This is a genomic window from Tissierellales bacterium, assembly GCA_025210965.1.
GTDB lineage: Bacteria > Bacillota > Clostridia > Tissierellales > JAOAQY01 > JAOAQY01.
The window spans coordinates 1-15,626 of sequence record JAOAQY010000043.1 but is presented as its reverse complement, the minus strand read 5'-3'; the positions used below and the strand labels follow the sequence as shown (position 1 = coordinate 15,626).

The window sequence follows — 15,626 nt, the reverse complement described above, 5'->3', positions numbered from 1 at the left end:
TATCATTCTCAGTTATAAATTTATTAGCTTAAATGATAGGCCAGGCCCCAAGGGAAGTTTGGTTTTGCATGGATTTTAATAGTTGTTTTCTTTCAAAGTATTGGATAAATATATGAAATCTACTCCTTCACCTTGGATTTTATATGTACCATCTTTTAGAATTCCACCTGAGATTAATTCGAATACGTTGGGGTTATAAAAGAAAAGCATGATTGTTTTATTATAAGGTTCTCCGATGCTGAATAAGATGGATCGGTGTGGATTTTTATAAATTACCTTAACTGGAGTGGAACTTTTTAGAGGAACCATGTCCATATCTGCAAAGTATTTTAATATGTCGTGATGAATGTCACTTTTGTATTCCTCAGTCCGTCTTATTAGTAATTTTTCGAATAATATTTGATAATCAGCATGTTTAATCTCAGCTTCTATATCGTATATTTCTTTTAAAGGATTATAAGGGATATGATAATAAACTACATCTTTATATAGGAAAAACATAGCAATAATTATAATAACTATACTCAGTGTACTAAACAATCTTTTCATAAAAACACCTCAAGAAAATATTACTATATATATAATTTTATTAGAATATAAATTGGTATGTTTTTAGGTGATTCTCCAGATTTTGTGTTATAATGTTTTTGGGAAAAATTATCAACTGACTTTAAAGAACAGACACCATTTTGAAAGTGGTGTCTGTTTTTTTGATACATTTAAGATTTGATTTGTTGTGTTATATTTACTAGAAAAAATTAAGGTTTTACATCATAATCAGCTATTGGGTAGTAGTCGTTAATCATATGAGTAGAATGTACTTTATGTATTAGCTTATTAAAGTTATTTTTATACAGATGATGATTTTTCATAATTGAGGTTTGATTTTATTGGAGATGTAAGATTATGTACTCCACACATGTGGGCTAATGGTCACTGCTGTCACAAGAGGTATCTGTGGTATAGTGTCGTACATATTGAAATTACTTAGATCCAATGAGATAAATAAATCTTATCGGATCTTTTGTTTTATTACACACTAGTTGTAATTGGTGATAATTAGGAGTGAAATGGAAGAGGATGGATAGTTAGTTTCTTAACATTAAGGAGAACAGCTGAAAAATAAATGTAGTTAATTTTATTAGAGTTATAAGCGGAAGGGTTAATTAGATGATAAAGATAAGAGAGTATTGTAGATTAAATAGAATAAATACATTAGTTCATTTTACAAGAGTTGAGAATCTAGAGAGTATCGTTGAATTTGGACTGTTTCCTGTAGAGGTCTTGAGTGAAAATAATTTAAGATTTAAAAATAATGACCCATATAGATTAGATGAAGCATTGTATGCAAACTGCTTATCAATCTCATACCCTAACTATAAATTTTTTTACACGCTTAGATCTAATTATCCGCAACGTGAGTACTGTGTAATTGAATTTGATTCTAGTGTACTTTGGGAGAAGGACTGTATCTTTTGCAAGACTAATGCTGCATCTAGTGAAGAAAGAGATAACATTCATGGAAATATGAGTGACAGGCGCAAGTTAAGGGAATTATTTTATAATCCAATGTTAAGATTGAAGCTAGGACTTCCAACGTATTACACTACTGATCCACAAGCAGAAGTCCTAGTATGTGATATAATAGAATCCAGATATATTAAATCTATCCACTTCAACCAAAAGCACATTTATAATAGATTCAGGAAAAAGCATGCGATTAGAAAACATAATCTAATCTTTAGTAATGAGTATTATTGGGGACGTAAAGACTATAATTACTGGCAGGAGGAATAATGGCAATAAGACCAATTTTTATTGTAGATAATGAGAAAAGTATGTTCATTGAAGAACAGGTTAATTTTACTTGGTATTCTGGTTTTTCAGTATCGCAAAAACAGAAAAGTATACTATCATTACACGAGGAGTTTCTAAAAGCTCACATAGGGAGTAAAATATTAGAAGTATCAACGAAGTCTAATACAGAATTAGGTAAGATGTTAAGTGCCTTCAACTTAAAAATAAGAACTGTTAAAACAAATATTGAAGTTTATGTAGAATCAGCATATCAATCAAGCAAAATTTTTCAAAATGGAGGACCTTATACAGATATTATATATATGAACCCGCGAGAAGCGAAAAAAGATATACGACTGAAAACTTCTGGAAAACTGATTGGATTTAAGTTCATAGGACGAGAATTTGAAAAGGAACCAAAATCACTCTTCTATGATTGGTTATATATTAATAGTTTGCTACAACATGAGGATTTAGTAAGAAAAGTAATAGAGTTTGATGCTTTTTCTGACATTGAATTTAATCCTAATAAATCAGTCAGTTGTCAGGCAAAAGCATTAGCATTATTTGTAACAATATACAGACAAAATAAAGATTTTGATTTCAACAATGTTACTGACTTCAAAAAGTTATATAAGAATTATGAGCAAATGTCGCTTCTAGATTAAACTTACTTTTGAAATCTGTGGTATATAATAGGAGGTTAATATGGGAAATAATGCATCAGCAAGTTCATTTGGATGGGATTTTCAGACCAATGCTGCTATTATTCTAGCAATCCAAAATATTGAGGAATTAGTTGAAATAAAAGTTGAAGGTGATTTAGAAGATATTGAAATAAAGTTAAGTGATGGAAACTATATTTATTCTCAAGCTAAGTCAGTAGTTGAGTTTGAAGACTATAGTAACGTTCTAAAAAAGCTAAAAAAAGCTTTAACAACTCTTAATAATGCAGCATCATGTGAAAATAGCAATGAACTAGTATACATTACGAATACACCTAATCCATTTAATGATAAAACTTCAATGACTGCATTTTACGGTTTCACAAATAAATACTATGATGAAATTCCAAAAGTTTGTAAGAAAAAAATTGATGATTATTTAGATCAGTTAGAAGAACTGCACATTGAAAGAGAAAATTTAAAGATTACAGTATTACCATTTCATACAAACAGACCTAATGAGCGATATAAAGTGATAAATGAACAAGTAACAAAGTTTCTATCAGGATTGAATAATGTGTTAATAGGAAAAGCAGATAAAGTGTTAGATGTTTGGCAATCGAAGATGTTCTTCAACTCAACAGTAAAACAAGAAAAAGTGAATATCAGTAAGGAAGAGTTGATATGGCCAATTATTGTTGTTCACTCTGAATTGCATGAATCTGATGAGGAGCTAGTATGTCTAGATGAAGGAGAGATTGCGGAAGTTATTAGATATTATAAAGATTTGATATCGTATACAAGTTCTAAGATAGAATTTACTTCAAAAGTGATAACTGATTTTCAAATGCAAAAGAGCAGTTTAGGTACTGATAAGATTAATAAATATATTGACTTAAATTGGATGAAGTATCAAGACAATTTTAATGATGGTGTTATAGATGGTGAAATATTGGAGTTATTAACTCGTATTATTTTAAAGAAAATACTTATTAAACGATATCTTATTGATTCTATAAAGAAGAAGGTGAAGTTATGATTTTCAAGTCGTTGAAGATTTTTGAAGGATTGTTGCAAAGAGAAATTGTTTTCGGAGAAACGATTACTCAAATTCATAGTAAACAAAATAGTGTTGGAAAGACAACTCTAATACGTATGTTGTTATATAGTTTAGGGTATTCAATTCCAAGTACACAAGGAATTAGTTTTAGGAAATGTAAGTTTGTTTTGAAACTTAAAATTGATAGATTTGAAGTGATTTTAACTAGAGAAGATGATTCTATAAAATATAAGGAAAATGAGAATGTAACTGACTTTATACTTCCATATGAACAAGACTTATTACATACTAAGCTTTTAGGTATTGAAAATTTAGATATTCTTCATAATGTATTAGGTTCTATTTATTTTGACCAAGATAAAGGTTGGACTTTACTTAATAGGGGAAAAATTATTGGAAATAATAAGTTTAATATTGAAACACTAATCTTAGGTTTGGGCGATCTTGAATACCAGGACTTAATGGATAAGCAAAATATTTTGGTAAGAGAGTTGGCAAAATACAAGAATATGTATAATGTAGGCAAATATCAACAGGAGGTTTTGGAGTATAAAGAAAATTTAACCTTCGATACACATGAGGAAGAAATAATAAAAGAACTTTCAATTATAAATTTTGAAATAAAGCAATTAAATGAAAAAATCAAAGAAGTTGATAAGTTGAGTAAGAGTAATATCAATTTTGTTAATTATATTGAGAATCTAGGAATTTGTGTTCAATCATCTCAAGGTGAATTAGTACCTGTTAATAAAGAAACAATTATTAACTACAATGATGATGTTGAATACTTAAATGCTAAGAAAAAGATGATGAAAATCGAATATTATAAATATCTCGACAAAAAAAATACATTGGAATCTTCTGTTAATAATGAAGTGAAGCTCGTTGAAACTGAAACCATTATAAATTCATTCGACAAAGATATAATGAGACTGGATATTGATAATGTGGTAGTTGAAAGAGTAATAAAAAAACTCGAAAAAGAAAAAAAAGTAATCAACGATCAAATCAATAAAGTAACAAGATCTAATACAAGAACTATAACGAATCTTTATAATAACGTAAAGAAATATTCTGTAGAACTTGGAGTAGACAAATACATTAATGATGCAAAAGATTTTATTTTTACAAGCGATTTAAAGCGTTATTCAGGTACCATACTTCACAAATTAGTTTTTGTTTTCAAACTGTCATATGTGTTGGAGTTAGAAAAAAAACTTGGATATAAACTACCGATAATAATAGATTCGCCAAGTGGAAGAGAAGTAAATCAAGAGAATATTTCTAAGATGATGAGTATTTTAAGAAGAGATTTTAGTGAGAATCAACTAATTATTGCATCAATTTTTGATTATGAGTTTCCCAATAAGGAGAATATTGAAATTCAAAATAGGTTGTTTGAGTTATAGTTACAAGCTATATAAATAAAATGTAGACACTATTAGAAATTAAGTAAGAAAACAAGTCGAAATTTTGACATATGGTGTTTTCATGGATTATGATATTGTATCACAATGTTTTTACTCAGTAATGAAGGATTTGAGAGTATTCAAACAGATTGCCTGATGAGTGATTTGATCCATTTTAATGCAGGGATGAGTTTCTGGTTATGTTATCCCACAAGAAAAATATAACCGAGAAGCGGAAAACTATAAGGAGGAATTTCGAGAGGAACCCCAAATGGCATATTACCAGTGTTTTGACTTTAAGCTTAGTCTATAAAGAATGCAAATTTACTTAACCTTTGGTTTGTTTGTCATGTCAAAAATGGATTATCAGATGCACTGACATTAGAAAATCTCTAAGAGTTAAGAATTTGGAATAGTTATTCGATAAGTAATAATTTCTCATAAAGAGAAATATCCATGAACAAGTTACGATGTAACGGCTGGGCTACAAGTATTAAATTAACTTGTGCTAGGCTAAAAATAAATATTTTGCTGGGCTAATAATCTATGATTATTGCTTGTCTAAATCAGTATACTGATTTATTAAAATGTAAAGATACCTTTATCTTTACATTTTTTCATGCCCCAAATGCTATAATAAAACCATAAAAACAAATGAAAGGATGAATAAAATGAAAAAATTTCTAATGTTATTATTAGTTTTAGGTTTAGCACTTACTGGATGTGCCAATAATAAAGCTCCCGAAACTGTTGATCCGGATACTGAGCCTAGGGTTGATCAGCCAGCGGAGGATGCTGAGCAGGTGGTTGAGCCTGTTGAGAGTGCTATTGAGATGGTTACTTTTTCTGGGGAACTTACTGCGAATGTGGCTCCGTATTTTGTAGTTATCGAGTCAGAGTATGACCCTCTTGTTCTTAATGGTAAGGAGTACACTAGGATTGCTCTTGGTGAGGATAAGATTTCTAAGTATGTTGATAGGGATTGTTTTTCTTATCACTTAGAGGGTTTCCCTATGCTTGATACATATGGTAAGTATGTGGATATGACTATTGAGTTTGATCCTGATGATGCATCTGATGATGAAAGAGGATTTTTATATGTGAGTGATTACAAGGTGATTCCTACTAGGGATGAAGAGCTTGTTGATAAGAGTGGTGAGGACTATCCTATTTCTTATTATCAAGATGTAATCTTGACTTTATGTGTTGGCATGTACGGTAACGATGCTGACAATATAAAAGACAACCCTGGATATGAGTTTTCTGACTTCAAAGAGGCTGTAGACAAGATAGAGGAAAAGGGCTATACTTTCAAAAAAGTAGATAGATACTACAAGGTTGTAAATGAAAATGCCTACAACTTCGATCATATCCCAACAGTGGACGAGATGTGTAAGCTACTTGATATAGACAAATCGGAAATAGAAAAAGTACAGGACGGTGGATACTTCATGTACTCATCAAGCTATTCAAACGATGAAATCAGTTTCGTAGCATTCCACGATGAAGAGGAACTAAAAGGTACACAAAAGCTAGATATGCTAACAATCAGAGGCTACAACTACACAGCCTACGGAGTATCCCTAAGCGATAGTGTAAACAAAGCCTTTGAAAAAATATCAAAGAATTACAAAGGCATGTACTCCCACCACGACGACAGCACAGCAAAATACGTCTACGACGTAGACGGCTGGGGATTCACAGTAAACAGCATCGGATACGACAGTAATCATGAAGTAGATGATTATGATTTAGTTAAGCAAATAAGTATATATGCGATAATTGATTAGGAAGGGCCGTTATTCGTAAGTCGTAGGGCGTTGGTCGTTGGTAGGAAGAACATAAAATGCTTTTGGGGTCAGGTCCCTCATCTTTGCATTTGATGATTTTGGCCTAAGTTAGCCTAAAGCTACTATGATCTCGCCTAAGCCTTGCTTTGCAAAAGCCTAATATTGTTTTTGAAATACAAAAAGCTCTAAAAGTATACAAGTTACTTTTAGAGCTTTTATTTCATTGTAATGAATTCTTTTCCGATCTACGAACTACCAACGAACTACGGCTATTAAACAACCTTAGGCACGTGCGTAGCAGTATAAGGCTATCTTAGGCTAATTTTTGTTGACGAGGAAACAAAAATGTGATATTGTTTCCTTAGAAACAAAAAGGAGGATTCCTATGAAAGAAAAATTGTTAGATAATATTGCTGAGTTTCTTGAAAAGCAGGATTTATTGTCTAAACTTACTGAAAATGAGATGCTTCATGGCTATGGTTACTCTGATGTTCACTGTGTTGTAGCTATTAAGGAACTTGAAAAACCTAATGTGACTAATATTTCAAATAGACTAAGTATGACCAGAGGCGGGGTCAGTAAAATAATTAAACGTTTAGAAAAGGAAAATCTGATAATTAGATATTCTATTGAAGATAATAAAAAGGAGATATACTTTTCCCTTACTAAAGAAGGGGAAGAGATATACCTTGAGCATGAGAAAAGACATGATTTATGGATAAAGAGGGATCTTGAGTTTTTAAATAAATATGATGGGGAAACTATTGGGGAAATACTATCCTTTATGGAAGATTTCAATGGTTATTTAAATACTAAAATAAGTGAAATAGGAGGTAAAAAATGATAGTAGATATTACTTTAAAAGTAACACCGAAAATTGTTAATGATGCTTCTGGAGCGGAGAAGAAGGTATTATCAGGTCATGTCGGTACTCACTTCGATGTCATGAACAAAGAATTTCCCCTTGAGTTTTTGGAGCGTAAGGGTTTGGTATTTGATGTAAAAGGTATCTTTGAGAGGGATATTGAGATATCTGACATAGATATGAGTATGGTTAAGGAGGGAATGTTTGTAGCATTCTATTCAGGATACATAGAGCAAGTAGAGTACGGCACAAAAGAATATTTTACAAATCACCCACAATTATCAGATGAATTAATAGAAGCACTCTTAGAAAAAAAGGTATCAATAATAGGTGTAGATTTCGCCGGTATAAGAATGGGAAAAGAACACACACCAAAAGATCAATACTGTGCGGATAGGGGAGCTTTTGTAGTTGAAAATTTAGTCAATCTTGATAAGCTAGTTGGGCTTGAGGATGTGGTTATAAGTACTTATCCTATTAATTATGAAAAGATGACTGGACTTCCTTGTAGGGTAGTGGCGAGGGGATAAATATCATCGTTGGTAGTAGTTCGTAGGTAGTTGGTCGGAAGGGATATAAGCAAATGTAAAAACTTTTGGGGTCGGGTCTCTCATTCTTGCATTTGATACTTTTGGCCTAATGTAGCCTAAAGCTTTGATTGCGCCTAAGCCTTGCTTAGCAACTGGCCTAATATTGTTTTTGAAATACAAAAAGCTCTAAAAGTATACAAGTTACTTTTAGAGCTTTTATTTCATTGTAATGAAATGCATATGTTTTAAAAAAGATTCTTTTCCGATCTACGAACTAGGCCAATGAACTACGGCTCTTAAACAATTTTAGGCCAGTTGCTAAGCAGCGATTAGGCACAGGTTCAGTATTAGGCTACCTTAGGCACCCTAAAGACAAGTTCTAAGTCCCAAGAAAAAGGCTTCAAGCATTTCATCTGTACAGTACTTATAGTGCTTGTGTCCTTCTTTTCTGAAGTATGGTGATAGTTCTCCTTTTGTTAGTTCCATGTTTCCTTCAAGGAATACGTCTAGCATATCTTCTGTTGTGAAAGAAAGTGCTATTTTTAGCTTTTTAAGAACAATATTTCCGATTGATCTTCTGTGTTTTACATCAAACTCTGCTACTTGAGGCTTGTCTGATGGGCCTCTTCTGTGGACTATATATCCATTTAAAAAGCCTGCTAGATACTTGTCATCAATATTCTCTGTAGCATCATCCATAGCTAAAAATGTATTTATTTCATCTATAGTTACTTTAACATCACCTGCTTTGATTATTTCAGGTAAATCAGCACTATCTATAGCAAGGGCTGTAATAGCCTTCTTAAAAATCGTAATCTTTTTCATTATTTCCCCCTATTTTAATTTGTCTAAAGCTCGTTTTTGCAGATGCAAAACTCATGTCTAAACTGAATCTTTAGATTTCGGTATAAAGTAGATTTTGAAGATATTTAGTATCTCTTTTTCAATGTTATTATTGTATCATATGATTTTCTTATAACAAGTTATTTTTTCAATGGAGAAATAATTGGAAATATTGCAAAGTGAATAATATTATATATAACGAAAAATTTAGTGGCTGCTTGTAAGATTTTCAATTTGTTTTAAAATGCAAGGATGAGAGACTTGACCCCAAAGTAATTTTGCAGCCGCAAAATACTATCTTTAAGTTAAGTTCTTTCTTAAAATAGCATGAATTAATCAAAAGATAATACATTAAAATCCATTCCCAATATTTACAAACAACATAAAAACATGGTAAAATATAAAAAGTTAAAAAATTACATATGTAGATTTAAATAGCTCTGATGTAATGTATATCAATTAAGTGTAGTTTGATATGTAAAAATAATTAGATAAAACCTAATGTTAGTGAAAAAAGAAAATTAGTGTTAGTACAAAAGAGGAGAAAAGAATATGAAAAAAACAAGAGTAGTATTATTAGCAATGTTGTTGATATGCATCCTAGGTCAGGCATCCTATGGGGAGACATATCAAGAAATTAAGGAACGATTTGGTATAGATGTTTACCAAAATGAAATGACTAAAGAAGAACGTTCGATATTTAGGAAAAGTGATACCATGAAGTCATATAATAAGGAGTTGGGAAAGTATATTAGATATGATAGTTTTTCAACAATGACATTTCAAAAGGCTGGATATGATGAAAAAAGCTTAGAAAGAGCTGTATATCTTGGATTTGATAAAAAAATGAAAGAACAGTGCAAGGAATCAGAAATGTATAATTTGACTCGTGGAAATGCCCTAAGATACATATTCATATTCAGTGGCTATGATACAAAGCCTTATGAGAATTTGTTTCAAGATAAGAACCTAGTTACATGGGAAGAAGCAGAAGAAATGGTTAAGAGAATTAAACCTTTTGTGTGGAATAAGGAATTTGAAAATAAAGAAATGTGGTCTGATGAAGAATTTATTGATTATGTGAATAATAATCCTGATGCCCATCATTTTATTACTACAGAGAAGTTCAAGCTTGATGGAAAGAACATAATCTGTATAGACAAAGATGAAGATAAAGAGTATCTATTAAAAGATTCAATAAAAACAATACCTGATGCTAATGAAAGGGTATTCCAAATGCTTAAGATACTTTCATTCCATGCTGTAAAAGAAGGTGGTACAGCATCATTTACAGTAGATAAGGCATTTGAAACATGTACAGTTGGAATTTTTGGTGAGCATATGGATGCAAGGGCATATGGGGCAGAGAACTTTAGTATAACAGTTAAAAATATACCTTGGGACTATAAAAATATAGGTACACAAATAACTTTTGACTTTTTTAGATTATATAAATCTGATAGGTATCATTATAGTGGTGGAAGATGGACAGGTATATATCCTGAGATACTAAGGTCCTGTATGAAAGAACTTTATAGGGAATACTATAGTGATGAATTGTTTGAGTATCTAAAGTATATAAGATGTGATTCAGTACTTGAAATGAGTGAAGAAGCAGAGAAAGTGATTAACGGAATATATGTTTATTACCGTGGTGAAGATAAAAGAAAATTTGTAATGACAAAAATTAAGTAGGTGAGACGATTGAAGAAGATAGCAGTAATTCTTGTGTTTTTATTACTTATACAGGCAGTACCTATAGATACCTTTAACTATGGTGAAAGTACTATGACTATAAATAAGTTAGTGAGTATGTCAGTGGCAGAGCTTTCAGCACTTACTGATAAACAGATATTTGAAGCGATTACATCATCGATTAATTATCCTCCTGATACAGATGGTACTTTATCATATGACGGTAGAACTAGAAAGGAAAGAGTAGATTTAAATATATCTTCCTTCAGGAAGTATAGGCAAATCATTTATGGTGTACCATTTGATAAGCAAAGTGACTATGGTGGTAAAGTTTTAGATAAGTCTGAACCTAAATATCTTGGATTCAATAAGTCCGGTGACCCAATGACTAATGATAAATATCCTGGTGCTAATTTAGGTGAAGAACCACCTAATAAAAAATGGATTGTTAGGTCTAATCAGCATGCTGATTCATGGAGACCTTTTAATGATTCTTCTGATGATAAAACTGAACTCTTTAACCATATGCTAAAAACAGATACTATTAACAGTGATGCAGTAGGAAGATATACCTTAGAGGAAATTTTACAAAAAACAGATGGTATGTCCAATTTGTCATCTCTTATAGGCAGCAATAATGAAACTTTAAGACAAAAGCTATCCAGTGTAGCAAAGCTTCAATCTTTACCAACATTCTTTTCACAGGGATCTTTTGTTATGAAGCATATACACAATAAGACAGAGTATTATGACACGATGGAATGGGATAGAATAAAAAGTTTTAAAGGTTCTTTAACTATTGAGCCTGAAAAGAAATATATATTGATGCTTCCTGAAGATGATGAAGTGACAAATAAGTTTAAGGTTACTTTTCATTATGATGATAAAATATCAGGTGGTATGGATACTGAAAAGTTATTACCTAATGAAATAGAATTAAATTTGAGTACTCAAGTTGAGTTTGTAGATAAACGAAATCCTACATACACATTCTCAAAAACATACAAAAGAAGTGAGTTAGCCAATGGTAAAATTAATAGGAAAAAAGAAGAAGCCAGTACTTCTTTTGATACTCTTGTTGGTGATGAATTTGGTTTTAAAAATAGTACGGAGTTTGAAATAGATGTAAAGATGAAAGGGCCTATAAGTGTAGATTTTACTGTTAATCATGATGCTATGGTATATGAAGATAATGAAATGATTATACTTGATGAAGGGATGTGGGATTCTTCTGATGATTTGGTAACGATTGATCTTAAAGATGAAACTATTCTTTCCCCGTCACTTCTTGATGATATTCCTGATTTAAAGATTGTTTCTTGGAATTGGTATATCAAAAAAACTTCTGGTGAGTTTGAACTGATTGGTGATCCTTTAGTTAATAAAAATATGACATATACTCTTCCTTTCGGGACTGATTATTCATGGAATATACCTAATCCTGATAAGGAAAATAGGATTGAAAGTGAAATTTTTTTAAAACTTGAGGCTATGGATTCAGAGGGAAATAAGGGGGAAAAGATACATAATGTGAAGATAGCTAATAAGCTGGAAGATGATGACAACCCTACCTCTGACCCAACCCCAAATGAACCTCCAAAAGCTAGAATAAAAATAAAGGAAGAAATTAAGGCTGGGGCTAAATCTAAGGCTACAAGTAGGTCTACTGATGAAGATGGTAGTATTGTAGATTATGATTGGGATATTTGGAATGCTTATTATTATAAAGGTAGGCATGATAAAAGAACTTATTTTTATATATTGGATGTAAATGATAGTGCTAGGGCAGAGCTTGAGGTTACTGATGACGATGGTGCTTCTGATGATACTTGGACGAGATTTGCTATAGTAAATCCACTTACACCTGTGATTGAAACATATGGTGCATTGAAAGAAAATCGTAAGGTGAATATTTCTAGTGGTATGAGTACGGGTACAAAGTATTTCCCAATACAGTGGGATAGAACTGAGTGGAAAATTACTCCTCTTGATGGACAAAGTAGTGAGAGTATAAAAATTGATGGTGAATTGTTAGGTAAGGATAAGGATGTGCTTTTTAAAGAGCCGGGTCAGTATAAGGTTTGGATGAAGTTATATACAACTTGTACTTATAAGGATGAAGAGGATATTACTTACGATGCTGAAATCGAAAAGATTATTACAATAAAGCCTGATGAAAAACCTATTGCTGATTTATCTCTTAGGAAGATGGTCTATAGAAATCCTGATACTGATGGTGTTGCCGTTCTAAATATGGCTGATAATTCAAGTAGTATTGATGGAGATTTTATTGCCCATAGAAAATGGTCTTATACTTTTGATAGTGATAATGATGGTTCTTTTGATGATGAAGTTGCAAAGGTGGCAAGTGATGAAAATGAAGTAATGGTTCAGATTAATGTTGATAAGGTGGGAAATTATCTAATAACTTTAGAAGTAACTGAAGAATTTGGACAGCCAACTATTGAAAAATTTGTTAAGGCTTCTGATCGTAGAAAAGATGATAATACAGATATCGAGGAAGAAAAGAGGACTTCTGAGGTATTAAATGTTGCTCCTACTGTTGAGCTGAATTTTGATGAACGTAAGCAGGTGGATCTCATTCTTCTTACTGACTATGAAGGTCAAGCTCTTATGGATTTGAGAGATCAGGTTGAAAGTCTTAAGATGAGGCTTCAGGAGCAGAAGGTTGATGCTGAGATTTATGTTTTTGATAATACTTTGCCGGAGAATAAAGAAAGTATTGGAAAATTAAATGACGCAATATATAAGTTTTATAAAAAGGCGTTGTTATCCTATAAATGGGCAGAAGTAAAGCATTATGAAAATCATAGGTACAAATATTCAAATTATAATGTTATTGTAAATGCAAATAGTATGATTATTGAATCATTAACCTGTAGAATGAGTGAAATACAATCCCATCAAGAAGACAAAGGATATTATGGTGAGGTAGTTGAGGGAAAACATTTTGATAAGGGAAATGGTAATTATATAAAGTATTTCATACGTATTTATAATAATCTTGGAAATCTAATAAAAGAATTTGAGCATGATATGGAAACTTATAATGGTGGTAAGCGTTCAATGACTTACTTCGATAAAGACTACACCACAAATACTAAGCACATGAATTTTGAGGTGCAAAATAAATTTTATCCTTACGAAAAAGTTTCTGATAACTGGGGAGATTATATAGCCTTAAAGACTGATAATCTTAAAAATATTAGTTTGAGAGAGAATTCTGATAAATATCTTATAATGAGTGTAAAAAATAGAAACTCTTTAGGATTACTTGATGAAGATGTTAATTCCTTTATTGAAGAAAATAAAATAATTACTAGGGCATCTTTAAATGAAATATATAGGGAGTTTTATGCAAAATACTATGATTTTGTTGATATTGAAATAACAGATAAAGCAGTATACGTTCAGACTCCATATGGAACAAATTTAAAAATTGGTGACTCAGAAGGAGATGAGTCATATCTTGATTTTACTAAAGAAAAAATAAAATTCAGTGGAGATAGAAAGGAACAGTTAGATAAAAAAATAGGAATTTCTAGTATTCCTACTTATTCGGGTAGTTATTCACATGGAAAGTATGGTGTAGAAACTGATAATTTTCCTGATGCTTATGGAAATTTGACATTTAGTGATAATAAAATAGCATTTAGTTATAGATTTCCAGGAAATATCTATAACGATGATAATGTAAATGGATACTATAGTAGAAAAAAAGAACCTATTTCGAATAATGCTGAGGATATATATGTACTTGAGAATAATTCATTTGTATATAAAGAAACAGATGGAAGTTGGATATACGGAAACATTATGAACGATGGTTCAGGTCATTATGATTTTAAATCGTATAATAAATGGAAAGGATATATAGATGTAAATAATTTATATCAGGGTGTATTTACTTCTGAACTTGATATAGATAGGGTCAAATCAATTTCTAAAAGGCATATATTGGGAGAAAATGGTAATTTGTATTTTTTCGATAAAAAATACAAATACTATAACTATAATAAATTTGAGTATACAGATAGAAGAGTAAATTTTGTAAGTAATAATGTAAAAAAGGCTTATGTAGCTGGAAATAAAGCCATCTATCTAAAAAATGATGATGAAGATCAACTATATGAAGTTGGTATAGGTAATAACTATTCATTTGTAAGGAAGAAGATATATGAAGGAAGAAATGTAGATAAGATTAGATCTAATAATGATACAACAGTTGTGTTATTTGATGATAATACATTAATAGGAGTGGGGAACTCCGATTACTGTCAATTGAAAACTAAGGCGAAATCAAAATCATATACTGGTTTATATGATAGTCCAATACTCTTAGACACAAAGTATTTAGGAAATAAATTTATATCCCCTATGGATATTGTAACTTCAAATGTTTAAAATAGGTTGTATGATTTAGGGGACGAAAAAACTATAATGGAAGATATCTATAATACTTACAAAAAAGAAGATACAGACAATGCTGTAATACTATTAGGTACAAAGGCCAATATGAAAACATTCTATTCTGATTATGAGGATGATCCCCTGTATGATTATAGATGGGATGTGGTTCATGATGAGACTTACTATGAGAATGATTTAGGTAAGGATCCTAGGGCTAAGCTTAATGGGGAACCTATTGAGGTGTTTGATTATACTGGTCATTATAAGATTGATCTAAAGGTACAGGACAATCCGGTTGCTGATGATGATAGGTTTGATAATTATAGGTTGTGGAATAAGGATGAAACTACTTTAAATGTTTATGTCCATAGGAAACCAAGGGTTAGGGATGGTCTTTATGCTAAGAAGACTGATGGTAAGCTCCATGTGTATGCTGTTGATGAAGGATCTTACGATCTTGATCATCTTAGTCAGTCTAATAAGGGGATTAGGTCCCATGACTGGTACTGGAGAACTGATAGGAATAGGATATGGAAGAATG

General features: G+C 31.3%; 12 protein-coding genes. 10 read left to right on the top strand and 2 right to left on the bottom strand.

The window, feature by feature from the left end; all coding sequences use genetic code 11:
• Positions 1-75: 75 nt before the first annotated feature.
• The gene (locus tag N4A40_03020) at positions 76-549 is read right to left on the bottom strand and encodes a hypothetical protein (protein ID MCT4660806.1); all 474 of its coding nucleotides are present in this window, start codon (positions 547-549) and stop codon (positions 76-78) included.
• A 621-nt stretch (positions 550-1,170) separates the two neighbouring features.
• On the opposite strand from N4A40_03020, the gene N4A40_03015 reads away from it, so the two are divergent.
• From N4A40_03015 to N4A40_02985, 7 genes are all read left to right on the top strand, one after another.
• A complete protein-coding gene (locus N4A40_03015; protein MCT4660805.1) occupies positions 1,171-1,797 on the top strand; it encodes a DUF4433 domain-containing protein in 627 nt (208 codons plus the stop codon).
• Positions 1,797-2,465, top strand: coding sequence for a hypothetical protein (locus N4A40_03010; GenBank protein MCT4660804.1), 669 nt, complete (start codon positions 1,797-1,799; stop codon positions 2,463-2,465). The genes N4A40_03015 and N4A40_03010 overlap by 1 nt, the downstream gene beginning before the upstream one ends.
• Positions 2,466-2,505: 40 nt before the next feature.
• Positions 2,506-3,501 carry a hypothetical protein gene (locus N4A40_03005; protein MCT4660803.1) on the top strand — a complete coding sequence of 332 codons (996 nt, stop codon included), beginning with the start codon at positions 2,506-2,508 and terminating at the stop codon, positions 3,499-3,501.
• Positions 3,498-4,931, top strand: a complete 1,434-nt coding sequence (locus N4A40_03000; GenBank protein MCT4660802.1) for a hypothetical protein — start codon at positions 3,498-3,500, stop codon at positions 4,929-4,931. Before N4A40_03005 ends, N4A40_03000 begins: the two co-directional genes overlap by 4 nt.
• An 803-nt stretch (positions 4,932-5,734) precedes the next feature.
• Entirely contained in the window at positions 5,735-6,721 is a 987-nt protein-coding gene (locus tag N4A40_02995) for a hypothetical protein (GenBank protein MCT4660801.1), read from the top strand.
• 385 nt (positions 6,722-7,106) lie between these two features.
• Positions 7,107-7,565 carry a MarR family transcriptional regulator gene (locus tag N4A40_02990; GenBank protein ID MCT4660800.1) on the top strand — a complete coding sequence of 153 codons (459 nt, stop codon included), beginning with the start codon at positions 7,107-7,109 and terminating at the stop codon, positions 7,563-7,565.
• A complete protein-coding gene (locus N4A40_02985) occupies positions 7,562-8,116 on the top strand; it encodes a cyclase family protein (protein ID MCT4660799.1) in 555 nt (184 codons plus the stop codon). The genes N4A40_02990 and N4A40_02985 overlap by 4 nt, the downstream gene beginning before the upstream one ends.
• Positions 8,117-8,482: 366 nt before the next feature.
• Here the strand turns inward: N4A40_02985 and N4A40_02980 are convergent, their stop codons facing one another.
• Positions 8,483-8,941 (bottom strand): DUF1456 family protein, encoded by a 459-nt coding sequence (locus N4A40_02980; protein ID MCT4660798.1) that lies wholly within the window; start codon positions 8,939-8,941, stop codon positions 8,483-8,485.
• A gap of 570 nt (positions 8,942-9,511) precedes the next feature.
• Here N4A40_02980 and N4A40_02975 point away from each other — a divergent pair.
• From N4A40_02975 to N4A40_02965, 3 genes are all read left to right on the top strand, one after another.
• The gene (locus N4A40_02975; protein MCT4660797.1) at positions 9,512-10,654 is read left to right on the top strand and encodes a hypothetical protein; all 1,143 of its coding nucleotides are present in this window, start codon (positions 9,512-9,514) and stop codon (positions 10,652-10,654) included.
• Positions 10,655-10,663: 9 nt separating this feature from the next.
• Positions 10,664-15,079, top strand: a complete 4,416-nt coding sequence (locus N4A40_02970) for a hypothetical protein (GenBank protein MCT4660796.1) — start codon at positions 10,664-10,666, stop codon at positions 15,077-15,079.
• Between the two features lie 36 nt (positions 15,080-15,115).
• On the top strand, positions 15,116-15,626 hold a 511-nt coding region (locus N4A40_02965; GenBank protein MCT4660795.1), incomplete at its 3' end, for a hypothetical protein.